This window comes from Delftia sp. WSY_16, from assembly GCF_043104415.1.
In the GTDB taxonomy this organism is placed as follows: domain Bacteria; phylum Pseudomonadota; class Gammaproteobacteria; order Burkholderiales; family Burkholderiaceae_C; genus Comamonas; species Comamonas tsuruhatensis.
This window is the reverse complement of record NZ_JBICKS010000019.1, coordinates 335988-359254: the sequence shown is the minus strand read 5'-3', so window position 1 is coordinate 359254 and position 23267 is coordinate 335988. Positions and strand designations below refer to the sequence as shown.

General features: G+C 66.2%; 24 protein-coding genes. 14 read left to right on the top strand and 10 right to left on the bottom strand.

Annotation, left to right across the window (positions count from 1 at the left end; genetic code table 11):
- The first annotated feature begins 354 nt into the window (after positions 1-354).
- From lepA to purT, 13 genes are all read left to right on the top strand, one after another.
- Positions 355-2163 carry a translation elongation factor 4 gene (gene lepA, locus ACF8O7_RS11065; RefSeq protein WP_016447789.1) on the top strand — a complete coding sequence of 603 codons (1809 nt, stop codon included), beginning with the start codon at positions 355-357 and terminating at the stop codon, positions 2161-2163.
- Positions 2163-3140: a signal peptidase I gene (lepB, locus tag ACF8O7_RS11060; protein ID WP_016451178.1), complete on the top strand. Its 978-nt coding sequence runs from the start codon at positions 2163-2165 to the stop codon at positions 3138-3140. The genes lepA and lepB overlap by 1 nt, the downstream gene beginning before the upstream one ends.
- Positions 3141-3210: 70 nt before the next feature.
- Positions 3211-3573 carry a DUF4845 domain-containing protein gene (locus ACF8O7_RS11055; protein WP_016447787.1) on the top strand — a complete coding sequence of 121 codons (363 nt, stop codon included), beginning with the start codon at positions 3211-3213 and terminating at the stop codon, positions 3571-3573.
- The gene (rnc, locus tag ACF8O7_RS11050; RefSeq protein ID WP_012207060.1) at positions 3574-4257 is read left to right on the top strand and encodes a ribonuclease III; all 684 of its coding nucleotides are present in this window, start codon (positions 3574-3576) and stop codon (positions 4255-4257) included.
- On the top strand, positions 4254-5288 hold the full coding sequence (gene era, locus ACF8O7_RS11045; protein WP_034363812.1) for a GTPase Era: 1035 nt from the start codon (positions 4254-4256) through the stop codon (positions 5286-5288). The genes rnc and era overlap by 4 nt, the downstream gene beginning before the upstream one ends.
- Before the next feature lie 27 nt (positions 5289-5315).
- Positions 5316-6086, top strand: a complete 771-nt coding sequence (gene recO / locus ACF8O7_RS11040; RefSeq protein ID WP_016451180.1) for a DNA repair protein RecO — start codon at positions 5316-5318, stop codon at positions 6084-6086.
- Entirely contained in the window at positions 6083-6856 is a 774-nt protein-coding gene (locus tag ACF8O7_RS11035) for a pyridoxine 5'-phosphate synthase (protein WP_126310816.1), read from the top strand. The genes recO and ACF8O7_RS11035 overlap by 4 nt, the downstream gene beginning before the upstream one ends.
- Before the next feature lie 20 nt (positions 6857-6876).
- Complete coding sequence (acpS, locus tag ACF8O7_RS11030; RefSeq protein ID WP_016447783.1) at positions 6877-7272, top strand: holo-ACP synthase; 396 nt, start codon at positions 6877-6879, stop codon at positions 7270-7272.
- Between the two features lie 49 nt (positions 7273-7321).
- The gene (gene nagZ / locus ACF8O7_RS11025; RefSeq protein WP_016447782.1) at positions 7322-8413 is read left to right on the top strand and encodes a beta-N-acetylhexosaminidase; all 1092 of its coding nucleotides are present in this window, start codon (positions 7322-7324) and stop codon (positions 8411-8413) included.
- 109 nt (positions 8414-8522) lie between these two features.
- Complete coding sequence (locus ACF8O7_RS11020) at positions 8523-9620, top strand: 6-phosphofructokinase (protein WP_126310814.1); 1098 nt, start codon at positions 8523-8525, stop codon at positions 9618-9620.
- Positions 9621-9627: 7 nt separating this feature from the next.
- Entirely contained in the window at positions 9628-10287 is a 660-nt protein-coding gene (locus ACF8O7_RS11015) for a cold shock and DUF1294 domain-containing protein (protein WP_126310811.1), read from the top strand.
- A gap of 18 nt (positions 10288-10305) precedes the next feature.
- Positions 10306-10968 carry an N-methyl-D-aspartate receptor NMDAR2C subunit gene (locus tag ACF8O7_RS11010; RefSeq protein WP_126310809.1) on the top strand — a complete coding sequence of 221 codons (663 nt, stop codon included), beginning with the start codon at positions 10306-10308 and terminating at the stop codon, positions 10966-10968.
- Positions 10969-11078: 110 nt separating this feature from the next.
- Positions 11079-12296 carry a formate-dependent phosphoribosylglycinamide formyltransferase gene (purT, locus tag ACF8O7_RS11005; protein WP_046239857.1) on the top strand — a complete coding sequence of 406 codons (1218 nt, stop codon included), beginning with the start codon at positions 11079-11081 and terminating at the stop codon, positions 12294-12296.
- Positions 12297-12363: 67 nt separating this feature from the next.
- Here the strand turns inward: purT and ACF8O7_RS11000 are convergent, their stop codons facing one another.
- The 5 genes from ACF8O7_RS11000 to ACF8O7_RS10980 all read right to left on the bottom strand — a co-directional run bounded on the left by ACF8O7_RS11000 (position 12364) and on the right by ACF8O7_RS10980 (position 17922).
- The gene (locus ACF8O7_RS11000) at positions 12364-13032 is read right to left on the bottom strand and encodes a mechanosensitive ion channel family protein (RefSeq protein ID WP_170962006.1); all 669 of its coding nucleotides are present in this window, start codon (positions 13030-13032) and stop codon (positions 12364-12366) included.
- A gap of 108 nt (positions 13033-13140) precedes the next feature.
- Complete coding sequence (locus ACF8O7_RS10995; protein WP_016447776.1) at positions 13141-14214, bottom strand: diguanylate cyclase domain-containing protein; 1074 nt, start codon at positions 14212-14214, stop codon at positions 13141-13143.
- 119 nt (positions 14215-14333) lie between these two features.
- Positions 14334-15350, bottom strand: a complete 1017-nt coding sequence (locus ACF8O7_RS10990; protein WP_126310807.1) for a hypothetical protein — start codon at positions 15348-15350, stop codon at positions 14334-14336.
- Positions 15351-15441: 91 nt separating this feature from the next.
- On the bottom strand, positions 15442-17001 hold the full coding sequence (lysS, locus tag ACF8O7_RS10985) for a lysine--tRNA ligase (protein ID WP_126310804.1): 1560 nt from the start codon (positions 16999-17001) through the stop codon (positions 15442-15444).
- Positions 17002-17247: 246 nt separating this feature from the next.
- Positions 17248-17922, bottom strand: coding sequence for an LON peptidase substrate-binding domain-containing protein (locus ACF8O7_RS10980; RefSeq protein WP_392443351.1), 675 nt, complete (start codon positions 17920-17922; stop codon positions 17248-17250).
- 90 nt (positions 17923-18012) lie between these two features.
- On the opposite strand from ACF8O7_RS10980, the gene ACF8O7_RS10975 reads away from it, so the two are divergent.
- Complete coding sequence (locus ACF8O7_RS10975; RefSeq protein WP_016447772.1) at positions 18013-18570, top strand: YggT family protein; 558 nt, start codon at positions 18013-18015, stop codon at positions 18568-18570.
- A gap of 77 nt (positions 18571-18647) precedes the next feature.
- Here the strand turns inward: ACF8O7_RS10975 and accD are convergent, their stop codons facing one another.
- The 5 genes from accD to truA form a co-directional block, all read right to left on the bottom strand.
- The gene (gene accD / locus ACF8O7_RS10970) at positions 18648-19523 is read right to left on the bottom strand and encodes an acetyl-CoA carboxylase, carboxyltransferase subunit beta (protein WP_016447771.1); all 876 of its coding nucleotides are present in this window, start codon (positions 19521-19523) and stop codon (positions 18648-18650) included.
- A gap of 65 nt (positions 19524-19588) precedes the next feature.
- Positions 19589-20398, bottom strand: a complete 810-nt coding sequence (gene trpA, locus ACF8O7_RS10965) for a tryptophan synthase subunit alpha (RefSeq protein ID WP_016447770.1) — start codon at positions 20396-20398, stop codon at positions 19589-19591.
- Positions 20395-21651: a tryptophan synthase subunit beta gene (gene trpB, locus ACF8O7_RS10960; RefSeq protein WP_016447769.1), complete on the bottom strand. Its 1257-nt coding sequence runs from the start codon at positions 21649-21651 to the stop codon at positions 20395-20397. The genes trpA and trpB overlap by 4 nt, the downstream gene beginning before the upstream one ends.
- Positions 21629-22351 (bottom strand): phosphoribosylanthranilate isomerase, encoded by a 723-nt coding sequence (locus tag ACF8O7_RS10955; protein ID WP_016447768.1) that lies wholly within the window; start codon positions 22349-22351, stop codon positions 21629-21631. Before ACF8O7_RS10955 ends, trpB begins: the two co-directional genes overlap by 23 nt.
- 32 nt (positions 22352-22383) lie before the next feature.
- Complete coding sequence (gene truA, locus ACF8O7_RS10950; protein WP_016447767.1) at positions 22384-23232, bottom strand: tRNA pseudouridine(38-40) synthase TruA; 849 nt, start codon at positions 23230-23232, stop codon at positions 22384-22386.
- Between the last annotated feature and the right edge of the window lie 35 nt (positions 23233-23267).

The following is a 23267-nucleotide window of genomic DNA, read 5'->3' as shown; positions in this document are numbered from 1 at the left end:
TTGGGGCATTGGGTAAAATGCCCCACCAAAGCGTGACGGCTCAAGGCGTCAGAAACCTGTTTTCAAAGAGGATTGTTGCGGTGCAAAAGCACCGCACTATCCGGTGATCGACGGGCTAGAAATGGCTTGTCGGGTCTGTTGATAAACTGTTGATAAATAATTGTGACAGATCAAGCCCGGAGCTTTGCAGGCCTTGTCAGGGCTTGGTTTCCAGCCCTTTTTGCCTACAATAAAGTCCCAACTATCGCAGTTGCCAGAGATTGTTGGTTCGGGGCGCGTCGTTCATGGACGCGCCCTTTTTTCTTGCGCGCCGACCCTGTCGTTTTCCACTTTCACTAGCAGTCCTTCTCGTTGATGAACCACATCAGAAATTTTTCCATCATTGCGCACATCGACCATGGCAAGTCGACGCTGGCCGACCGCCTGATCCAGCGTTGCGGAGGCCTGGCTGACCGTGACATGGAAGCCCAGGTGCTGGACTCGATGGATATCGAGAAAGAGCGCGGCATCACCATCAAGGCGCAGACGGCTGCCCTGCAGTACAAGGCCAAGGATGGTCAGGTCTACAACCTCAACCTCATCGACACGCCCGGCCACGTGGACTTCTCGTACGAAGTCTCGCGTTCCCTGTCGGCCTGCGAGGGAGCGCTGCTGGTGGTGGACGCCTCTCAGGGCGTAGAGGCACAGACCGTGGCCAACTGCTATACCGCGCTGGATCTCGGCGTGGAAGTGACGGCCGTTCTCAACAAGATGGATCTGCCGCAGGCTGACCCCGACAACGCCAAGGCAGAGATCGAGGACGTCATCGGCATCGATGCCAGCGATGCCATTCCCTGCTCGGCCAAGACCGGCATGGGCATCGACGAGATCCTGGAGGCCGTGGTTGCCAAGGTGCCGCCGCCCAAGGGCAATCCCAATGGCCAACTGCGCGCCATGATCATCGACAGCTGGTTCGACACTTACGTGGGCGTCGTGATGCTGGTGCGCGTGGTCGATGGTGAACTCAAGCGTGGCGAGCGCTTCAAGATGATGGCTTCGGGCGCTGCCTACGAAGCCAACAACCTGGGCGTGTTCACTCCGGCCGACGTGCCGCGCGACGCGCTGCGCGCCGGCGAGGTGGGTTACATCATCGCCGGCATCAAGGAGCTCAAGGCAGCCAAGGTGGGCGACACCATCACGCTGGAAAAGAAGCTTCCCAACAATCTGGGCCCTGCCACCGAGGCCCTGCCCGGCTTCAAGGAAATCAAGCCCCAGGTGTTCGCGGGTCTGTACCCCACCGAAGCCAGCGAATATGACCAGCTGCGCGATGCGCTGGAAAAGCTGCAGCTCAACGATTCGTCCCTGCAGTTCGAGCCTGAAGTCTCTCAGGCGCTGGGCTTCGGCTTTCGCTGCGGCTTCCTGGGCCTGCTGCACATGGAAATCGTGCAGGAGCGCCTGGAGCGCGAATTCGACCAGGACCTGATCACCACCGCGCCCAGCGTGGTCTACGAAGTGGTCAAGGGCGATGGCGAGGTCATCCAGGTCGAGAACCCGTCCAAGATGCCCGATGCCGGCCGTATCGAGGAGGTGCGCGAGCCCATCGTGACCGTGCACCTGTACATGCCCCAGGACTATGTGGGTCCGGTGATGACGCTGGCCAACCAGAAGCGTGGCGTGCAGATCAACATGCAGTACCACGGCCGCCAGGTGATGCTGACCTATGAGATGCCGCTGGGCGAGATCGTGCTGGACTTCTTCGACAAGCTCAAGTCGGTCTCGCGCGGCTATGCCTCCATGGACTACGAGTTCAAGGAGTACCGCGCCTCCGACGTGGTCAAGGTGGACATCCTGCTCAACGGCGAGAAGGTCGATGCGCTGTCCATCATCGTGCACCGCTCCCAGGCCACGTACCGCGGCCGGGCCGTGGTGGCGAAGATGCGCGAGATCATCAGCCGCCAGATGTTCGACGTGGCCATCCAGGCCGCCATCGGCGCCAACATCATTGCTCGGGAAACCGTCAAGGCCATGCGCAAGAACGTGCTGGCCAAGTGCTATGGCGGCGACATCACCCGCAAGCGCAAGCTGCTGGAGAAGCAAAAGGCCGGCAAGAAGCGCATGAAGCAGATCGGTTCGGTGGAAGTGCCTCAGGAGGCCTTCCTGGCCATCTTGCAAGTGGAGGATTGATGCAAGCCATGCAATGGATTACGGCCGTCGTGCTGGCGGCTTTCGTGGGCTATATCGGCGCCTGGTACACGGGCTTCATCGAGGGCAACTTCGCGTTGCTGCTGTTCCTGGCCACCGTGGTCACTGGCCTGTACTGGGTGGCCGAACGGCTGTATTTCCTGCCCCGCCGCCGCCGCGCCGCCGTGGCCATCGAGGAGGCTGCCGTGGCGCGCCGCGCAGAACTCGACCGCATGGGCATCGCCAAGACCGACATCGAGGTGTCGGAAGAGGCCAAGGGCCGCATCCTCATGCAGCCCTGGTGGCTGGACTGGACCGCGGGCCTGTTCCCCGTGATCGCCATCGTCTTTGTCCTGCGCTCGTTCCTGTTCGAGCCGTTCAAGATTCCCTCGGGCTCCATGATCCCCACGCTGCTCGTGGGCGACCTGATCCTGGTGAACAAGTTCACCTACGGCGTGCGCCTGCCGGTGATCAACACCAAGATCACCCAGGGCCAGCCGCTGCAGCGCGGCGATGTGGTGGTGTTCCGCTATCCTCCGCAACCCAGCCTGGACTACATCAAGCGCGTGGTGGGCCTGCCGGGTGACGAGATCTCCTATCTGAACAAGCGGCTGACGGTCAATGGCAAGGAAGTCCCGGTCAGCGAACTGCCGGACTTCTTCGACAAGGACGCGATGCGCTACTTCAAGCAGTACGAGGAGTCGCTGGGCGACAAGCCGCACCGCATGATCGTGAACCAGGACGTGCCCGCCTTCATCCAGGGTGCCAGCGGCTTCGAGTTCCGCGAGAACTGCCGCTACAGCGTCGAAGGCATCACCTGCAAGGTGCCCGAGGGCCAGTACTTCATGATGGGCGACAACCGCGACAATTCGCTGGATTCCCGATACTGGGGCTTTGTGCCCGACAAGAACATCGTTGGCCGGGCCTTCTTCGTCTGGATGAACTTCGGGGATTTCAAGCGCATCGGCGGCTTCCATTGATCACATGCATGCCTGAGGGCCGGATGCCCCCAGGCATGCGCGAGGGATTCACATCGGAGGAGGAAAAAGCATGTTGACATCGAACAACCGGCGTTCGCGCCAGCGCGGTCTGTCCTTTCTGGGACTGGTGTTTGTGATTGCCCTGGGCGTGGGTGTGGTGGCCGTGGGCGCACAATCCGTGCCGGTCTTCCTGGAGTACCAGGCCATCGTCAAGGCCGCCAACAAGGCGGCCCGCGAAGGCAATTCCGTGGCTGACGTTAAAGCCGGCTTCAATCGCTCAGCCCAGATCGACGACATCAAATCGATTACGGGGGAGGACCTCGAAGTGACCAAAATCAATGACCGTGTGGTGGTGGGGTTCGAATATTCGCGCGAGATCCATCTCGTGGGCCCCGCCTACCTGACTTACCGTTTTAAGAAGCAGACCCAATAGGTGCCTCCCTTACTGAATGCGCTGCAGCTGAGGCTGCAGCATCAATTTGCCGAGCCTGCATTGCTGCAGCGTGCCGTCACGCACCGCAGTTTCTCGGCAGACAACAACGAGCGCCTGGAATTCCTCGGTGACTCGGTGCTGAATCTTGCCATTTCCAGCCTGCTCTACCAGCGGCTCAGTTCCATGCCCGAGGGCGATCTGTCCCGCGTGCGCGCCAACCTGGTCAAGGAAGGTACGCTGCACCAGATCGCGCTGAGGCTGCAGTTGCCCGATCTGCTGCGCCTGGGCGAAGGCGAATCCAAGTCGGGCGGCAAGCAACGCCCCTCCATCCTGGCCGATGCGGTCGAGGCCCTGATCGGCGCAGTGTATCTGGACGCCGGCTACGCTGCGGGCGAGAAGGTGGTACACCATCTCTTCGAGGGCGTGGACATCAACCCCCACATGCGCGCAGCCGAAAAGGATGCGAAGACGGCCCTGCAGGAATGGCTGCAGGGGCGGCGCATGAAGCTGCCGCAGTACGAAGTGGTTGCCACCACGGGCGCCGCCCATCGCCAGACCTTCGAGGTGGCCTGCGCGATTGCCGAGTTGCAACTGCAGGCCCGGGGAACGGGTGCCTCGCGCAGGGCCGCCGAGCAGACGGCTGCCACAGCCATGCTGGAACTATTGAAAGCAAGACACGCATGAACCAAGACAAACCCCCGGCGCCGGCACAGACCGCCGCCGAACTTGACGCCCTGCTGGCTGCGGCCAAGCCCGGCGCTGGCGCAGCTCGCACGGCATCCGCTGCTGATGACACCCCGACACCCGAGGTGCCGACCGGCCCGCAGCGCTGCGGCCTGATCGCCATCGTCGGCAAGCCCAATGTGGGCAAGTCCACGCTGATGAATGCGCTGGTGGGCCAGAAGATCAGCATCACCTCGCGCAAGGCGCAGACCACGCGCCACCGCATCACGGGCATTCGCACGCGCGCCGCGACGCAGTTCATCTTTGTCGATACGCCGGGTTTCCAGACCAAGCACAGCACGGCACTGAACAAGTCGCTCAACAAGACCGTGATGGGCGCCATCGGCGACGTGGACCTGATCCTGTTCGTCGTGGAAGCCGGCCAGTTCACGCTGGCCGATGCCAAGGTGCTGTCGCTGTTCAAGCCTGGCATCCCCACGCTGCTGATTGCCAACAAGCTGGACACCGTGGGCCGCCGTGCCGAGATCGCCCCCTGGCTCAAGGGCATGCAGGAGCGTCATCCGTTCGCCGAGTTCGTGCCCATGTCGGCCAAGAACAAGGGAGACATCGAGCGCCTGTTCGGCATCTGCGAGAAGTACCTGCCCGAGCAGGACTGGATGTACGCCGCCGACGAGCTGACCGACCGCAGCGAGAAGTTCCTCGCCTCGGAGACCGTGCGCGAGAAGCTGTTCCGATTCACGGGCGACGAGCTGCCCTACACCTCCACGGTGGTCATCGACAAGTTCGAGGAAGAGGCCAGCAAGCAGCACAAGCGTTTCATCCGCGTGGCGGCCACCATCGTGGTCGAGCGCGACGGCCACAAGGCCATGATCATCGGAGAGAAGGGCGAGCGCCTCAAGCGCATCAGCACCGAGGCGCGCCAGGAGCTGGAAAAGCTCATGGATGCCAAGGTCTTCCTCGAAGTCTGGGTCAAGGTCCGCTCCGGCTGGGCCGACGACGAAGCCCGCGTGCGTTCGTTCGGCTACGAGTGAGCACCCTTACCGCAAGGCCCTGGGTCCATGGCTAGCGCCAAGCGTGTCTCGGACGAGCCGGCCTTCGTCCTGCACAGCTACGACTGGAGCGAGTCCAGCCTGATCCTTGAGGTCTTCACGCGTCACCGGGGCCGCGTGGCGCTGGCGGCCAAGGGCGTCAAGCGGCCGACCTCGAACTTTCGCCCCGTGCTGCTGCCGCTGCAGCCGCTGAGCCTGAGCTACAGCCTGGGCGGCGAGGGCAATGGCGAGATCCATACCCTCAAGGGCGCAGAGTGGGTGGGCGGGCATGTCATGCCCCAGGGTGACGCCCTGCTGTCGGGCCTGTACCTCAACGAGCTGCTGATGCGCCTGCTGGCGCGCGACGATCCCTACGCGGCGCTGTTCGACATCTATGCCGGCGTGGTGCGCGTGCTGGCAGGCCAGCATGGCGATGCCATCGAGCCCGTGCTGCGCACCTTCGAGCTGCTGCTGCTGCGCGAACTGGGCCATCTGCCTGCCTTGAATGAGGAAAGCGCCACGCTGGCGCCGCTGGCCGAGGGGCGTCGCTATGCGCTGGTGGCCGAAGGCGGCCTGCGCCCGGCGCTGCAGGGCGAGCGCGCCGTGCTGGGCGCTGCGCAATGGCAGGCCATTGAAAGCGCGCTGCAGGCACGGCAGGCCTTCAACGCCACACTGCATGTGGTGGCCCAGCCCGAGGCGGCGCTGGCCCTCAAGCCCCAACTGAGGGCCTTGCTGCAATACCATTGCGGCAGTCCCATGCTGCGCACCCGCCAGCTGATGATGGATCTGCAATCGCTATGAATCTTTCCCACGCTTCGCAGCGCACGGCGCTGTCGGTCAATGTCAACAAGGTTGCGCTGCTGCGCAACACGCGCCATCTGGGCATTCCCAGCGTGACGCGCGCCGCGCGCATCTGCCTGGAGGCCGGTGCCCAGGGCATCACCATCCATCCGCGTCCCGACCAGCGCCATATCCGCAGCGAAGATGTCTATGAACTGCATGCGCTGATGAAGCATTGGCCGCAGGCGGAGTTCAACATCGAGGGCAACCCGACGCAGAACTTGATGGACTTCATCCGGGCCACGCGCCCGCACCAGGCCACCTTCGTGCCCGACAGCGAGGACCAATTCACCAGCGACCACGGCTGGAACTTCCCGCAGGATGCCGAGCGCCTGAGGCCGCTGATCGCCGAATGCCGCCAACTCGGCGTGCGCGTCAGCCTGTTCATGGACCCGGTTCCCGCACAGATGGCCGCTGCGCGCGCCGCGGGCGCCGACCGGGTCGAGCTGTACACCGAGCCCTATGCGGCCGCCTGGGGCACGGCAGACCAGGAAGTTCAACTGCAGGCCTACGCGGCGGCGGCCCAGGCTGCGCTGGACGCCGGGCTGGGCATCAATGCCGGCCATGACCTCAGCCGCGACAACCTGGCCGCCTTCGTGGCGCGCGTGCCGGGCCTGCTCGAAGTCTCCATCGGCCATGCGCTGATCGCCGACGCGCTGGAGCTGGGCTACGCCCAAACCGTGCGCGCCTACCAGCAATGCATAGACCAGGGCATGGCGGCGCGCGCCTGAAGCTTTCGCGGAGCGAATCCATGATCTACGGCATCGGTACCGACATCTGCGACGTGCGCCGCATCCGCGCCAGCCTGGAGCGCCATGGCGACCGTTTCGCCGAGAAGGTGCTGGCCGAAGGCGAACTGTCCACCTGGCGAGCCCGCCGCGCGCGCTGGCCCGAGCGCGGCATCCGCTTCGTCGCCACGCGCTTTTCCGCCAAGGAGGCCTTTTCCAAGGCCATAGGCATGGGCATGGTCATGCCCATGACCTGGCGCAGCTGCGAGGTCGTCAAGCTGCCCAGTGGCCAGCCAGCCATCGTGCTGCACGGCGCGCTCAAGGAATGGTTCGAGGCACGGAACCTGCAGGTGCACCTGTCCGTGACCGACGAGAGCGACTACGCGGCCAGCTTCTGCGTGGTCGAGCGCCGCGCCTGACACCCGGCCGGCGCAGCGCTGGCTTTTTTGACTCCACAGGATTCATAGCATGACCGAGCACGCACCCCTGATCATCGACATCGCCGGCAAGGCGCTCACCGACGCGGACCGCCGGCGCCTGGCGCATCCGCTGGTCGGCGGCATCATCCTCTTCGCCCGCAACTGGGAAAGCCGCGAGCAACTGGTGCAGCTGTGCGCCGATATCAAGGGCGTCAAAGCCGACCTGCTGATCTGCGTGGACCACGAGGGCGGGCGCGTGCAGCGTTTTCGTGCCGACGGATTCACGCATCTGCCGCCCATGCGCGCCTTCGGCCAGATGTGGATGGACGACGGCAAGGGCAGCAAGCAGCGCGAAGGCAGCGGCGCCCTGGCCGCCATGAATGCCGCCACGGCGGCCGGCTACGTGCTGGGCACCGAACTGCGCGCCTGCGGCGTGGATTTCAGCTTCACCCCGGTGCTGGACCTTGACTACGGTGCCAGCAGCGTCATCGGCGACCGCAGCTTCCACCGCGACCCGCGCGTGGTGGCGGCGCTGGCCCGCAGCCTCATGCACGGCCTGCTGCAGGCCGGCATGGGCAACTGCGGCAAGCACTTTCCCGGCCACGGCTTCGTCAAGGCCGACTCGCATGTGGACATTCCGGTCGATGGCCGCAGCCTCACCGCCATCCTGGGCGAGGACGCCGCGCCCTATCCCTGGCTGTCCAGCGTGCTCACGGCCGTGATGCCGGCCCATGTGATCTACCCCAAGGTCGACAGGCGCCCGGCCGGTTTTTCCGCCAAGTGGCTCAAGGACATCCTGCGCAGCCGCCTGCGCTACGACGGCGCCATCTTCAGCGATGACCTGAGCATGGAGGGCGCGCGCCGCATCGACGGGCAACTCATCGGCTACACCGACGCAGCCCTGGCCGCGCTGGAGGCCGGCTGCGACATGGTGCTGCTGTGCAACCAGAGCCTGGGCCTGGGCGAGCATGTGGACGAGCTGCTGGCCGGCATGGAGGCCGCGCAGCGCAGTGGCCGCTGGCAGCCCGATGCCGACAGCGAATCGCGCCGCCTGGCCCTGCTGCCGGAGACCGTGCCCCAGCCCTGGGACGATCTCATGCGCCAGCCGGCCTACCTCCAGGCGCTGGACCTGCTGCCTTGATGGATTGACGAGCGCAGCGGCTGGCCGGCTGAGGGCTGGCGGGCCTTGCAAAGGCTGTGCGGGCCATGGAGGACGCGCACGCCAAGTGTTTTCACAGGAGAGTTTTCCCATGCGCGTTGGCGTGCTGACCGGAGGTGGCGACTGCCCCGGCCTGAATGCGGTGATCCGTGCGGTCACCAAGTCCCTGATCAACCACGGCCAGTGCGAGGTGCTGGGCATTGCCGACGGCTTCGAGGGCCTGATGCTCGACCCGCCCGGCGTCAAGCCCCTGGGCTGGGACGAGGTCTCGGGCATCCTGCATGTGGGGGGCACCATCCTGGGCACCAGCAACAGCGCCAATCCCCTGCGCGACGAAGCCACGCTGGAGCACGTGGGCCGCAATGTCCGGGCGCTGGGACTGGACGTGGTGGTGGCCATCGGCGGTGACGGCACCATGAGCCTGGCGCATGGCCTGGCCGGACAGGTGGGCCTGACCTGCGTGGGCGTGCCCAAGACCATAGACAACGACATTGCCAATTGCGAGCGCAGCTTTGGCTTCGACACCGCCGTGGCCACGGCCACCGAGGCGCTGCGCCGCATCGAGAGCACAGCCAACAGCCACCACCGCGTGATGATCGTCGAGACCATGGGGCGCCATGCCGGATGGCTGGCGCTGGAGGCCGGCATTGCCGGTGCGGCCGACGTCATCCTGCTGCCCGAGATCGACTACGACCTGCAGGCCATCGTGGATTTCTGCCGCATGCGCGAGCAGCGCCAGCGCTACACCATCATCTGCATCGGCGAGGGCGCCAAGGAAAGCGGTGCCAGCCTCACGGTGCGTGAGCGCATAGAGCAAAGCCCGGACCCCGTACGCCTGGGCGGCGTCGGCCATGTGCTGCGCGAGCGCCTGCAGCCCCATCTCAGGAGCGAGGTGCGCACCACGGTGCTGGGCCATGTGCAACGCGGCGGCGACCCCACTCCCTTTGACCGCGTGCTGGCCACCCAGTACGGCCACCATGCGGCGCAACTGGTGCTGTCGGGGCGCTTCGGCCGCATGGTCACGCTGCAGGGTGGCGAAATCGGCAGCGTGGAAATCTCCCGCGTGGCCAACACCCAGCGCACCGTGCCCCTGGACCACGGCCTGCTCACCATGGCGCGCGACATAGGCATTTGCCTGGGCGAGCCTCGCAAGCCTGCTGCGTCGCCGGCCGCCGCTGGCCGCCACTGAGCCCGCCATGCGGCAACAGGGGCGCATCACCGGCTGGAAGGACGAGCAGGGCTTCGGCTTCATCGAGCCCGATGGCGGCGGGGCGCCGGTCTTTGTCCACATCAAGTCCTTCACCGATCGCCGCCGCAGGCCCGAGGGCGGCGAGCGCGTCAGCTACGTACCCGGCCGCAACGCCCAAGGGAAATGGCGCGCCCAGGATGTCGCCTTCATTGGCGAGTCCAGTAGCGGCCATCCGCAGCCTGCGCGGCGACGCCGTGCCGGCATGTCCTCGCGGCCTCAGTCAACTGTGCGAGGCCAGGTGGCAGTGGGGCTGGCCGCTGCCTTCTTCTGCGTGCTGATGGCCGTTGCCTGGATTGGCCGCATGCCCTGGGCACTGGTCGGCCTGTATGCGGCGGCAAGCCTCGTGACCTTCATGGTCTACGGATTCGACAAGTCCGCCGCCGTGCACGACCGCTGGCGTACCAGCGAAGGCCGCCTGCACCTGCTGGCGCTGCTGGGCGGCTGGCCTGGCGCGCTGCTCGCGCAAGGGCTGCTGCGGCACAAGTCCAGCAAGGCCTCGTTCCAGTTGGTGTTCTGGATCACCGTGGGGATCAACTGCTGCCTGCTGGCCTGGCTGCTGTCACCGGCGGGTGCGCCGTTGCGGGCTCTGGCACCCGGCATCTTCTGAAGACCCAAGGAGCAGGCGATGACCCAGGTTGGACCAGGGGCCGAAATGCCCAGCGCAAACGATGCATCGCTGCAGACCTGGCAGGCATCTTGGCAGCATGCCTGGTCCGCACTGGGCGCCAGCGCGCCGCAGCCTGTGCTGGCCGAGCTGCTGCAAAGCTACAGCGAGCCCCAGCGCCACTACCACACGCTGCAGCATCTGGGCGAGGCCATGGGCCTGCTGCAGCCGGCGCTGGGCCTGGCCGCGCACCCCGGCGAGGTGGCGCTGGCGCTGTGGTTCCATGATGCCGTCTACGAAACCCAGGCCAAGGACAACGAGGCGCGCAGCGCCGACTGGGCCGTGGCCGTGGTGCGCGGGCAGGGCCTGCCGGCGGAGGTGGCCGGGCGCGTGCACGGCCTGATCATGGCGACCTGCCACACTGCACAGCCGTCCGGGATCGACGCCCAACTGCTGGTGGATGCCGACCTGGGCATTCTGGCGGCCGACCCTCTGCGGTTTTCCGAATACGAGCTGCAGGTGCGGGCCGAGTACGAATGGGTGCCCTTGCCGCTGTACCGCGCCAAGCGCCGCGAGGTGCTGCAGGGCTTCATGCAGCGCGAGGCCATCTACTGCACTGACTGGTTCCGGCAACGGCTGGAGGCGCGGGCGCGGTGCAACCTCGCGCAGGCGCTGGGTTTGTAGGCGGCGCCTGTGTCGGCATCCTATGATCGGGGGCTGCTGCGGGCCGTGCAGGCCTGCCTCCCTCTCTTTCTTATCTTGCCCAGGCTCTGCCTGGCTCACCGGACGCGCAGATGACCACCCTTGGAACCCCTTACTCCCCCCATGCCACCAAAGTCATGCTGCTGGGCAGCGGCGAACTCGGCAAGGAAGTGCTGATCGCGCTGCAGCGCCTGGGCGTGGAAACCATTGCCGTGGACCGTTACGAGAACGCGCCCGGTCAGCAGGTGGCCCACCACGCACGCACCATCACCATGAGCGATCCGGCCCAGCTCAAGGCCTTGATCGAGGCCGAGAAACCCGGCCTGGTCGTGCCCGAGATCGAGGCCATTGCCACGCCCATGCTCGAAGAGCTGGAAGCGGCAGGCGTGGTCACCGTGATCCCCACGGCCCGCGCCGCGCGCCTGACCATGGACCGCGAAGGCATTCGCCGCCTGGCCGCCGAGACGCTGGGCCTGGCCACCAGCCCTTACCGCTTCTGTGATTCGCAGCAGGAACTGCAGGCTGCCATCGACGGCACGGATGGCCAGCCCGCCATCGGCTTTCCCTGCGTGGTCAAGCCCGTGATGAGCAGCTCGGGCAAGGGCCAGAGCAAGCTGGACGGCCCGGACGACGTGGCCAAGGCCTGGGACTACGCCATGGCCGGCGGCCGCGTGAGCCATGGCCGTGTGATCGTCGAAGGCTTCATCGACTTCGACTACGAAATCACCCAGCTCACGGTGCGCGCCAAGGGTGCGGACGGCCAGGTGCAGACGCATTTCTGCGATCCCATCGGCCACATCCAGCAGTCCGGCGACTATGTGGAAAGCTGGCAGCCCCATCCCATGCACCCGGCGGCGCTGCAGAAGTCGCGCGACATCGCCAAGGCGGTGACCGATGACCTGGGCGGCCTGGGCCTGTTTGGCGTGGAGCTGTTCGTCAAGGGCGAGCAGGTCTGGTTCAGCGAAGTCTCGCCACGCCCGCACGACACGGGGCTGGTCACGCTGGCCACGCAGTGGCAAAGCGAATTCGAGCTGCATGCGCGCGCCATTCTGGGCCTGCCCGTGGATGCCTCGCTGCGCAACCCCGGCGCCAGCGCCGTGATCTATGGCGGGCAGGATGCCGAAGGCCTGGTGTTCGACGGCGTGGACGAGGCCCTGGCCGTGCCGGGCACGGACTTGCGCCTGTTTGGCAAGCCAGAGAGCTTCGTCAAGCGCCGCATGGGCGTGGCCCTGGCGCGCGCCCAGGATGTGGAGCAGGCGCGCACCAACGCCAAGCTGGCCGCCAGCAAGGTCCGGCCGCGCAAGCCCTGAGGCGCTGCCCAATGACAAAGCCGCCGTCCCTTTGCCGGGCGGCGGCTTTTTTCATGGGGTGCCGGCCTTAGTTGGTCGTGTGCATGGGAGGCTGCGAGGGCTGGGCATCATGCGGCGTGGTCAGCCGGATGGCGCGCTCCTCCTCGCCATGGCTGGCATGCTCGCCATCCGCGCCCAGGCCCCCCTTCCAGCGCCGGACCACGCGCTGGAAGATCAGCGAGTTGGGGATCTGCAGCAGATTGGGCGAGCCATCGGGCGCATGGGCATCCTGCAAGGTGGTGTAGAGCATGTTGATGTCGATCACGCGGCCCTTGGCACCGGGCTTTTCGGCCGTGTCCAGCACCTCGATGTAGTCGCCCAGGCGAAAGGGCCCGACGATGACGATGAGCAGGGCGCAGAACAGGTTGGACAGCACGCTCCAGGCCGCAAAGAAGGCCACGGCGCCCACGGTGGCAAAGCCGGTGAAGGCCGTCCACAGCACGGTGGCCGAGACGCCCAGGCGCTCCAGTACCAGCGGCACGGTGGCGGCAATCAGAATCCAGCGGAACACGCCGCGCAGCGGCACCAGCAGCTCCGGCGGCAGGCCGTAGTGCCGGCCCGCGCGTGCGATCAGCCGGCGAACCAGGCGATTGAGCAGCCAGGCCGCGCCGATGATCAGCAGGATCTGGGCACCGGGGATGATGAACTCCAGCCAATCCTGCATCCAGGTGGGCAGGTGCGCTTGAAAACGACGCATAACTTCAAACATTCAGGAAACAGGAATCCGCTTTCGGGACCCGGATGCGCGGCTTGCGCGCGCCCGGCATTGAGCTGCGATCGTAAGCGCAGGCGCAAGGCCCGGCAGTCAGGTGCGGCGCTGCTCCACCGTGTCCATCTGCATCTCGAAGCTGAAGAAGCGGTCGCGCCCCTGCGCCTTGGCCGCGTACAGGGCCTGGTCGGCGCGCATGAGCATGGCTTCGGCGCTGGTGTATTCGTCGGGGACGCAGGTGGTGATGCCGCCCGACAGCGTGAGGCCCGATTCATGGGGTGAGTCGGGGTGGCGTATGCGCAGCACGCGCAGCATCTGGCCCACGGCACGCGCGAACGTCATGGCCCCCGAGCGTGGCGTGCGCGGCAGGATGAGCGCGAATTCCTCGCCGCCATAGCGCGCCGCCACGTCACGCGGGCGCACGCAGACCTCGCGCAGCAGGCGTCCTATCTGTTTCAGGCATTCATCGCCATGCACATGGCCATAGGTGTCGTTGTAGCGCTTGAAATGGTCCAGGTCGCAGAGCATCAGCGTCAGCGGCTGGCCCTCGCGGCGGGCCGAGGCGATCTCGGCATGCAGGATGCGGTCGAAGCCTCGGCGGTTGACCAGGCCCGTGAGCTGGTCGAGCTCGACCATTTCGTTGAGCTTCTGGTTGGCCTCATGCAGCTCGGCCGACAGCGATACCAGGCGCCGGCGCATGTCCAGCAGGCGGCGCATGGCGCGCAGCTTGGCCACGAGCACGATGGGCTTGACGGGCTTGACCAGGTAGTCGTCGCCTCCGGCCTCGATGCCGCGCCACACGTCCAGGTCATTGTCCAGTCCGGACAGGAAGATGACGGGCGTCCACTCGCCCGGCTCGGCCTCGCGCAGCTGGCGGGCCACCCAGTAGCCGTCCTCGCCCGGCAAACGGATGTCGAGCAGCACGAGGTCGGGGCGCTGCTCGCGGAACAGTGCCAGGGCGCTGGGGCCATCGGCAGCCTCCAGCACGCGGGTCACGCCCGCATGCAGCAGCTCGCTGACCAGACTGGTGCGTACCGAGGCCTGGTCTTCCACGACCAGCACGCAAAACGGCGATGCCTCGTCCGTCGGCTTGGCGAAGCGCGCTCCGGTGGGCTCGATGGCGGGAGAGTCGGTGCTGTCGGTGGGCGAAGGTGGTGGGGCAGCGGGCATGGCCTTCAGGGTTGTGAGACCAGAAATGGGTCAGGGGGCTGCGCAGTACGCGGCATGGGGGTGGCGCCAGTGTAAGTCGGTCGTTGTATTCGTGTGCGATTGTGGATGCCCGGCTTTCTTCAGGCCAGGGGCAGGTCCGTGCGGGCCCGGCTGGCTTCGTCGTGCCATTGCACGAAGGCGTCGGCGGCCGCACACAGGCGTGGGTTGCCCAGTTGCTGCAGCAGCCTGCAAGCTGCAAAGCCCTGGGCTTTTTCGTCATAGGCAAGCGCCCACTGGCGGCGCTCTTGCCGCGTCTGCTCGGGCTGGGGCCAGCGGCGCAGCGAGGTGGACAGTCCGGTCAGGCCCATGCGCCAGGGCTTGCCCGATACGCGGGCGCGAAAGCACTGCTGGCGCTCGCACAGCAGGGCATAGAGCGGGTCCACCTGCAAGGCGTCGAACAACTGCGCGACGGCAGGGTCGTCGGGTGCGAAATCGGTATGCGTGACGATGACACGCAGGCCCTTGGGCGTTTCATAGACGCGCAGCCCCCAGTCGGCATGGCTTTGGTGGAAGGCCTGTACGCGCTCCATGGCGCGTGCGGACGGCGAGTCCGTGGCCGCGCGCCGGCGCGCCTGCCGCGCCTCCCACCAGCGCTGCACGCGCCGCATGGCCAGGAACAGCAGCAGCACGACCAGCGCCGTGGCCACCATCCTCGAATTGTTCTTGTGCGGTGCCAGCCGGGCCAGCCAGGTGGCGGCCGAAGCCAGCAAAAGCAGGGTCACGACGGGAAAGCGCACAGCGCTGGGCGGCTCGGGCAGGTCGATATCGGCGATGGCCACGCGCTCGGTGTTCAGGCAGTGGGCGCCGTAGCTGTTGCGCGTCATCACCGTGCCGTCGCGGCGCTGCAGGACTTCTTCGCGTATGGGGGTGGTGACGCCGTCGAGCGCGTACTCGTTCTTCCATTCCATGCGCGGCTCGCCTGGGGGTAGCGCCGCATTGCGGGCGTCTTGCAGGGCCTTGGCGGCACGCTCCTGGGCGTGGGCCTGGGCAGCCTCCTGGCTGGTGTCGGACCATCCCCAGCGCTGGACGGTGATGCCGTGGGTGGGGCGGCTTTCATGCCGCAGGCGCGCCTGCGCCCAGTAGGTGGGGATGTGCATGGCGAGCCAGTATAGGGAAAAGCCGCCTGGCTCCCAAGGGAACGCAGGCGGCTTCAGTTGGCCATGCGCGCAGGCGCTGGATGCCGGGGGTTTACTGTTCGCGGCGCAGGGCGGGGAACAGGATCACGTCGCGGATGCTGGCGCTGTCGGTCAGCAGCATCATCAGGCGGTCGATGCCGATGCCGCAGCCGCCCGTGGGGGGCATGCCGTACTCGAGGGCACGCACGAAGTCGTGGTCGAAGTACATGGCTTCGTCGTCGCCGCCGTCCTTGGCCTGGACCTGGGCGTTGAAGCGCGCGGCCTGGTCCTCGGCGTCGTTGAGTTCGGAGAAGCCGTTGCCGAATTCACGGCCCGTGATGTACAGCTCGAAGCGCTCGGTGACTTCGGGGCGCTCGTCATTGGCGCGTGCCAGCGGCGAGATCTCGGTGGGGTGCTCCATGATGAAGGTGGGCTGCCAGAGCTTTTCCTCGACCACTTCCTCGAAGTACAGCACCTGCAGGCTGGCCAGGGTACGGGTGGACAGGCGGTCCTTTTCTTCCGTCATGCCCAGCTTGCGCAGGGCATTGGTCAGCCATTCGCGGTCGGCCACCTTGTCACCGGCTTCGGTGAACTTGACGATGGCCTCGGGAATGGTCAGGCGCTGGAAGGGCTGGGACAGGTCCACGGGCTTGCCGCCGTAGGTCAGCTGCAGCGTGCCCACGGCCTTTTGCGCGGCGTCGCGCACCAGTGCCTCGGTGTAGTCCATCAGGTCGCGGTAGTTCCAGTAGGCGGCGTAGAACTCCATCATGGTGAACTCGGGGTTGTGGCGCACCGAGATGCCTTCGTTGCGGAAGTTGCGGTTGATTTCGAACACGCGCTCGAAGCCGCCGACCACCAGGCGCTTGAGGTACAGCTCGGGCGCGATGCGCAGGTACATCTCCTGGTCCAGCGCGTTGTGGTGGGTGACGAAGGGCTTGGCGTTGGCGCCGCCGGGAATGGGATGCAGCATGGGCGTCTCCACTTCCAGGAAGCCATGCTCCACCATGAATTCGCGGATGCCCGAGACGGCCTTGCTGCGCGCGATGAAGCGGCGGCGGGCCTGCTCGTCCATCATCAGGTCCACGTAGCGCTGGCGCACCTTCTGCTCCAGATCGGCCATGCCGTGGAACTTGTCAGGCATGGGGCGCAGGCTCTTGGTGAGCAGGCGCAGCGTCTGCACCTTGACCGACAGCTCGCCGGTCTTGGTCTTCATCAGCGTGCCTTCGGCGCCCAGGATGTCGCCCAGGTCCCAGCGCTTGAAGGCCGCATAGACCTCCTCGCCCACGGTGTCGCGCGTGATGTACAGCTGGATGCGGCCGTGCGTGGGGCCCAGCGATCCGTCCTGGATGGTGGCGAAGCTGGCCTTGCCCATGACGCGCTTGAGCATCATGCGGCCGCCCAGGCTGACCTGCACGGATTCGGCGTCGAGCTGCTCGGCGCTCTTGTCGGCATGGGCCTGCTGCAGGGTCTCGGCGCGGTCGGCCGGCTTGAAGTCGTTGGGGAAGGCCACGCCGCCCTGTTCACGCACCTGTTCGCGCAGGGCCTTGAGTTTTTCGCGGCGCTCGGCGATGAGTTGGTTTTCGTCCTGGGGAGCGGTCTGGTCCGCTGCAGATGGTGTGTTGTGTTCGGTCATGACAATGAGCGCCAGCGCAAAACGCCGAGGGGCCGGAAAAAAGCCGGAGGGGGAAATCGGGGAAAGCCGAAAAAAAGCCAGGCGGGAAGGGCTGGAAAATGCAGCGGCAGCAGCAAATGCCACCGGCAGGCCCCGCAGCTGGCGGGCTGAATCCGCGATTTTAAGTTTTTTGCCGCGCTTTCGGTGCGTGGTGCCGTCAATGTGCCGGACCTTGCTGCGGTATGACGCCGCAGGACCGCCAATTCGTCAGTGCGCGGCGGGCGGGGAGCCGGGCGCCGTCCCCTGCGAATTGACTATGCCGCTGCGTTCCAGCACATCCGCCACCAGCTCCAGCCGCACCAGCGGGCTGTCCAAGGCCATCAGTTGCTGCTTGATGGACACGGGCAGGGGCAGCAGCTCGGTCCAGCGGTTGGCCACCCAGCCGCAGTCGCCCATCTGTTCGGCGCTGGGCAGCCGGGCATGGTCGGCGTCGGTGGATCGTGCGTGCAGCTGCATCAGCACCTGGGCCAGGGCCTGGGCCGTGGCGAGCAGGTGATCGGGGACGGGGACGGCGGCGTCGGCAGGCAGCATCTGCACATCGGCCACCCACAGGCCGTGGGGCAGCTGCCGGTGATCCTGCATGCGAAAGCGCTGCGTGCCCTCGCACTGCAGGTGCAGCAGGCCGGGCTGGGGCTGCTGCAGCTGGACGATGCGTGCCAGCGTGCCCACGGCATGCAGCTGCTCGGCGGCAGCACCGGCCTTGCGCACTTCGCTGCCGGCCTGCAATGCCACCACGCCGAAGGGGGCTCCCGTGCGCTCGCACTTGCGGATCATGTCCAGGTAGCGGACCTCGAAGACGCGAAGGCTCAGCAGGCCTTGGGGAAAAAGGACGCTGCCCAGGGGGAAAAGCGGCAGGGAGTGCAGTGCGGTATGGGCGGTCATGTGATGGGCGGGATGCGGCAGCTATCATCCCATGCTGTGCCAAGGCCGGCTGGCCGTGGTCCGATCTTCCTCTCGCAGTCCTACAACGCCATGCTTTTTCAGATCGTTTCCTTTTTGCTCGACGTGGTCGTTGGCCTGCTGACCGGCGTCTGCCTGTTGCGCATGTACATGCAGGCCCAGCGCATTCCCTTCGGCAACCCGGTCGGCCAACTGGTGTTTGCGCTGTCCGACTGGATCGTGATGCCGCTGCGCCGCGTCATCAAGCCGGCCGGGCGCTGGGACATGTCCAGCCTGATCGCGGCCTTCCTGCTGCAGATGCTGCAGTTCGTGCTGCTGTGGCTGCTGATGGGCGGGCAGTCCAATGTGCTCGCCTTGCCGTGGCTGGCCCTGTGCGGCCTGGCGCGCGTGGCGCTGTCGGGCATGGTGGGCGTGCTGCTGATCTATGTCATCTTGTCGTGGGTGCAGCCGCAGTCGCCGATGTACGGCGTGCTGCAGCGCCTGTCCGAACCCATGCTGCGGCCCATTCGCCGTATCGTGCCCCTGATCGGCGGTATCGATCTGTCGGCACTGGTGGCTCTGGTGCTGCTGCAGATCGCGCTGATGGTGTTGGGCTATATCCAGGGCTCGGGCCTGATGCTGCTGGCCTGATTTCCCCAGTTTCCCGGACGTGAAAAAGCCGCCGCAGGCACCCACCTGCGGCGGCTTTTTTGTGTCTGCGCGAGGCTTTACTGAACAGCGTCGGCCGGCAGGCGCTGCAGCATGGCAAGCGATGCGGCGATGCGGTCGCGCAGCTCGCGGCGGTCCACGATCATGTCCACGGCGCCCTTGTCCTGCAGGAACTCGGCGCGCTGGAAGCCTTCGGGCAGCTTCACGCGCACCGTGGTTTCGATCACGCGCGGGCCGGCGAAGCCGACCAGGGTCTTGGGCTCGGCAATGACGATGTCTCCCACGAAGGCGAAGCTGGCGGAGACGCCGCCGAAGGTGGGGTCGGTCAGCACCGAGACGTAGGGCAGGCCCTTCTTGGCCAGGCGTGTGAGCGCGGCGTTGGCCTTGGCCATCTGCATCAGGCTCAGCAGGCCTTCCTGCATGCGCGCGCCGCCGGTGGCGGTGAAGCAGATGAAGGGGACCTTCTGCTCGATGGCGGTCTCGACGCCACGCACGAAGCGCTCGCCGACCACGGAGCCCATGGAGCCGCCCATGAATTCGAACTCGAAGCAGGCTGCGACCACGTTGACGCTCTTGATGGCGCCGCCCATGACGACCAGGGCATCGGTCTCGCCGGTGTTCTCCAGCGCTTCCTTGAGGCGCTCGGGGTACTTGCGGCTGTCCTTGAACTTCAGGGCGTCGACAGGAATGACTTCCTGGCCGATCTCATAGCGGCCTTCGGCATCCAGGAAATGGTTCAGGCGGGCGCGCGCGCCGATGCGGTGATGGTGGCTGCAGCTGGGGCAGACGTTCTGGTTTTTCTCCAGATCGGCCTTGTAGAGCACGGTCTCGCAGCTCGGGCACTTGATCCACAGACCTTCGGGGATCTGCTGGAGGCGATCCGTAGGGTTGGTTTGCTGGATTTTGGCAGGCAGGAGTTTTTCAAGCCAGGACATGGTGTTTCCTTTTCAGGCGCAGGGCATGCGGCAGCGGGCCGCATGCAAGGGCTGCATTATGCGACCTACGCGTCGAGTGCCTTGCGCACGCCGCGCAGGAAGTCGATGGTCAGGGGGACGATCTTTTCGTGGGGCTGGCCGTCCAGCATCTCGATGATGCGGCTGCCGATCACCACCGCATCGGCCACGCGGCCGATGGCCTGTGCCGTGGCCGCGTCGCGGATGCCGAAGCCCACGCCCACGGGAATGCTCACGTGCTCGCGGATGCGCGGCAGCATGGCTTCCACGGCTGCCGTGTCGAGCGCGCCCGAGCCGGTCACGCCCTTGAGCGAGACGTAGTAGACATAGCCGCTGGCCACGCGCGCCACCTGCTGCATGCGCTCGGTGGTGGACGTGGGTGCCAGCAGGAAGATGAGGTCCATGTCGCGCGCACGCAGTTGCGCGGCGAATGCCTCGCACTCCTCGGGCGGGTAGTCCACGATGAGCAGGCCGTCGACGCCGGCTTCGGCCGCATCGTCCACGAAGCGGTCCTTGCCGTGGATCTGGTCGTAGCGCTCCACCGGGTTGGCATAGCCCATCAGCACCACGGGCGTGGTCTGGTTTTTCTGGCGGAACTCGCGCACATAGGCCAGCACCTGCACCAGGCCCACGCCGTTGGCGATGGCACGGTCGCCAGCCTTCTGGATGGTGGGGCCGTCGGCCATGGGGTCCGAGAAGGGCACGCCCAGCTCGATCACATCGGCGCCAGCTTCCACCATGCCGTGCATCAGCGACGGCGTGATGGCCGCGAACGGGAAGCCCGCGGTGATGTAGGGGATCAGGGCCTTGCGGCCATCTTCCTGGAGTTTGGTGAAAGTCGTGGTGATGCGGCTCATTGAGCTGCTCCTCCCTTGACCGTGAGCCCGCGCATGGAGGGACGGTCGTAATAGTCGGCGCCCGAGAGATCGGCCACGGTGCCGATGTCCTTGTCGCCGCGACCGGACAGGTTCACGAGGATGGACTGGTCGGCGCGCATGGTCTTGGCCAGTTGCATGGCATAGGCCACGGCATGGCTGGACTCCAGGGCGGGAATGATGCCTTCGGTGCGGCACAGGTAGTGGAAGGCGTCCAAGGCCTCCTGGTCCGTGATGCCCACGTATTGGGCGCGGCCCAGTTCCTGCAGCCAGGCGTGCTCGGGGCCGACGCCGGGATAGTCAAGGCCGGCGCTGATGCTGTGCGTCTCGGTGATCTGGCCGTTCTCGTCCTGCAGGATGAAGGTGCGGTTGCCGTGCAGCACGCCGCTGCTGCCGCGCTGCAGCGAGGCCGAGTGCTTGCCGCTGTCCAGGCCCTCGCCCGCAGCCTCGACGCCGATCAGGCGCGTGTTCTCGAACGGGATGTAGGGGTGGAAGATGCCCATGGCATTGCTGCCGCCGCCTACGCAGGCGACCACGGCGTCGGGCTGGCGGTCGGCGCCCAGGAACTCGGGCATCTGCGTGAGGCATTCCTCGCCGATGACCTTCTGGAAGTCGCGCACCATCGCGGGATAGGGGTGGGGGCCGGCCACGGTGCCGATGATGTAGAAGGTGTTGTCCACGTTGGCCACCCAGTCGCGCATGGCCTCGTTGAGCGCATCCTTGAGCGTGCGGCTGCCCGATTCCACCGGCACCACGGTGGCGCCCAGCAGGCGCATGCGGTAGACGTTGGGGCTTTGGCGCTTCACGTCCTCGGAGCCCATGTAGACGATGCACTCGAGGCCGTAGCGCGCGCAGATGGTGGCCGTGGCCACGCCGTGCTGGCCGGCGCCCGTCTCGGCAATGATGCGGGGCTTGCCCATGCGCCGGGCGAGCATGGCCTGGCCGATCACGTTGTTGATCTTGTGCGCGCCCGTGTGGTTGAGGTCTTCGCGCTTGAGGTAGATCTGCGCGCCGCCCATCTCGCGCGACATGCGCGCCGCGTGGTAGACGGGCGAGGGGCGGCCGACGAAATGGGCCAGCTCGGACTGGAATTCGGCAACGAATTCCGGGTCGTTCTGGTACTTGGCGTAGGCGTCGCGCAGCTCGGTCAGAGCGTGTGTCAGAGTTTCGCTGGCAAAGCTGCCGCCGAAGCGGCCAAAGTGGCCAGATGCGTCAGGGTACTGGTATTCGAACATGGCTTGTCTGCAAAAGTTGGTCATCGGCCGCGCGCACGGCGGCGATGAATCGGTGTATCTTGCCGGCGTCCTTGATGCCCCTGAGGGGCTTGCCGTCGGGACCATCGGCCTCGACGCCGGAACTGACATCAACGGCCAGCGAGAGTCCTCGCGGGCGCACTTGCAAGATGCCATCGGTCACGTTTGCAGGCGTGAGTCCACCAGACAAAACGAGGTGAGAGGCGACGTTTGGTGGAAGGAGTGACCAATTGAATGCTTTTCCGCCACCACCATAGCCGTCGACATGGGCGTCGAGCAGTATGGCCTGGGCTTTCGAGTAACGCTGGGCATATTCTACGAGGTCGAAGCGCGCGGCATCGGGACCAAGGGGAATGCGTGCGGCGCGCAGGAAGGCGCGGGTGCCGCCCGATGTGGCGGCAAGGCAGTCCTCGGGCGACTCGTCGCCGTGGAACTGCACGCAGGCGCCCGGTATGGCGGCGCAGGCGGCCATCACGTTGGCGGCGCTTTCATTGACGAACAGCAGCACCGGTGTCACGAAGGGCGGCAGGCGCCGCGCCAGCTCGGCGGCACGCTGCACCGTCACGGCGCGCGGGCTGGGGGCGTAGAGGACAAAGCCCACGGCGTCGGCGCCGGCGGCCACGGCTGCGTCCACATCCTGTTCGCGGGTGAGTCCGCAGATCTTGATTCGGGTGCGCTGCATGGGGGCTGAAGAATGGGGGAAGGCCTGCTCGTTCACGGGAGCCAATCATAGGCCGGGCTGCGCGAAGGAAGGCCCCATGAAGGATCGTATACGGGACCCAGAAAGTACAGGCCGTCCGGCGAGAAGGTGGGCGCGGCGGCATCGCGGGAGCGCGCCTCCAGCACCTGTTGCATCCACTGCGGCGCGTGTGTGCCCTGGCCTACGGCGAGCAGGCAGCCCATGATGTTGCGCACCATGTGGTGGAGGAAGGCGCTGCCCTCGAACTCGAATCGCCAGTAGCAGCATTCCATGGCTGCATCCCCGGGACGCATGGAGCTGGCCGCGGCCATCTGGGCGCCGTCGCCTGCCATGCGGCGGGTGATGGACAGGCGGTGCAGTGTCTTGACGGGGGATTTGGCCTGGCAACCCGAAGCGCGGAACGAGCTGAAATCGTGCTCTCCCAGCAGGTGCTGGGCGGCGGCCTGCATGGCGTCACCGTTGAGTGCATGGAACACCCAGCCCACACGCCCGGCCTCCACGCTGGGCCGCACGGGCGACTGCAGCAGCACATAGGCATAGCGCCTGGCTGTGGCGCAGGCCCGTGAATGGAAGGAGTCGGGCACGGGCTGGGCCCATTGCACGGCGATGTCCGGCGGCAGGAAGGTGTTGGTGCCACGGACCCAGGAGAACGGGGCCCTGTCCAGCGGCGTGTCGAAGTGGACGACCTGCATGAGGCCGTGCACTCCGGCATCGGTGCGGCCCGCACAGAGGGTGTGGACCTCCTGAGCGGCAAAGCGGCCCAGGGCCGCTTCGAGATGGTCTTGAATGGTGTTGCCAGACAGCTGGCTTTGCCAGCCGCTGTAGCGCTGGCCGTTGTAGGCGACGCCGAGGGCTACGCGCATGGCGAGGCCTCCGGCATGGGTTGGGTGTGCATCAA

Bases quoted from the DNA above. Each gene is read 5' to 3' on its own strand.
- lepA (WP_016447789.1), top strand. From the start codon at position 355: ATGAACCACATCAGAAATTTTTCCATCATTGCGCACATCGACCATGGC.
- lepB (WP_016451178.1), top strand. From the start codon at position 2,163: ATGCAAGCCATGCAATGGATTACGGCCGTCGTGCTGGCGGCTTTCGTG.
- ACF8O7_RS11055 (WP_016447787.1), top strand. From the start codon at position 3,211: ATGTTGACATCGAACAACCGGCGTTCGCGCCAGCGCGGTCTGTCCTTT.
- era (WP_034363812.1), top strand. From the start codon at position 4,254: ATGAACCAAGACAAACCCCCGGCGCCGGCACAGACCGCCGCCGAACTT.
- recO (WP_016451180.1), top strand. From the start codon at position 5,316: ATGGCTAGCGCCAAGCGTGTCTCGGACGAGCCGGCCTTCGTCCTGCAC.
- ACF8O7_RS11035 (WP_126310816.1), top strand. From the start codon at position 6,083: ATGAATCTTTCCCACGCTTCGCAGCGCACGGCGCTGTCGGTCAATGTC.
- acpS (WP_016447783.1), top strand. From the start codon at position 6,877: ATGATCTACGGCATCGGTACCGACATCTGCGACGTGCGCCGCATCCGC.
- nagZ (WP_016447782.1), top strand. From the start codon at position 7,322: ATGACCGAGCACGCACCCCTGATCATCGACATCGCCGGCAAGGCGCTC.
- ACF8O7_RS11020 (WP_126310814.1), top strand. From the start codon at position 8,523: ATGCGCGTTGGCGTGCTGACCGGAGGTGGCGACTGCCCCGGCCTGAAT.
- ACF8O7_RS11015 (WP_126310811.1), top strand. From the start codon at position 9,628: ATGCGGCAACAGGGGCGCATCACCGGCTGGAAGGACGAGCAGGGCTTC.
- ACF8O7_RS11010 (WP_126310809.1), top strand. From the start codon at position 10,306: ATGACCCAGGTTGGACCAGGGGCCGAAATGCCCAGCGCAAACGATGCA.
- purT (WP_046239857.1), top strand. From the start codon at position 11,079: ATGACCACCCTTGGAACCCCTTACTCCCCCCATGCCACCAAAGTCATG.
- ACF8O7_RS11000 (WP_170962006.1), bottom strand. From the start codon at position 13,032: ATGCGTCGTTTTCAAGCGCACCTGCCCACCTGGATGCAGGATTGGCTG.
- ACF8O7_RS10995 (WP_016447776.1), bottom strand. From the start codon at position 14,214: ATGCCCGCTGCCCCACCACCTTCGCCCACCGACAGCACCGACTCTCCC.
- ACF8O7_RS10990 (WP_126310807.1), bottom strand. From the start codon at position 15,350: ATGCACATCCCCACCTACTGGGCGCAGGCGCGCCTGCGGCATGAAAGC.
- lysS (WP_126310804.1), bottom strand. From the start codon at position 17,001: ATGACCGAACACAACACACCATCTGCAGCGGACCAGACCGCTCCCCAG.
- ACF8O7_RS10980 (WP_392443351.1), bottom strand. From the start codon at position 17,922: ATGACCGCCCATACCGCACTGCACTCCCTGCCGCTTTTCCCCCTGGGC.
- ACF8O7_RS10975 (WP_016447772.1), top strand. From the start codon at position 18,013: ATGCTTTTTCAGATCGTTTCCTTTTTGCTCGACGTGGTCGTTGGCCTG.
- accD (WP_016447771.1), bottom strand. From the start codon at position 19,523: ATGTCCTGGCTTGAAAAACTCCTGCCTGCCAAAATCCAGCAAACCAAC.
- trpA (WP_016447770.1), bottom strand. From the start codon at position 20,398: ATGAGCCGCATCACCACGACTTTCACCAAACTCCAGGAAGATGGCCGC.
- trpB (WP_016447769.1), bottom strand. From the start codon at position 21,651: ATGTTCGAATACCAGTACCCTGACGCATCTGGCCACTTTGGCCGCTTC.
- ACF8O7_RS10955 (WP_016447768.1), bottom strand. From the start codon at position 22,351: ATGCAGCGCACCCGAATCAAGATCTGCGGACTCACCCGCGAACAGGAT.
- truA (WP_016447767.1), bottom strand. From the start codon at position 23,232: ATGCGCGTAGCCCTCGGCGTCGCCTACAACGGCCAGCGCTACAGCGGC.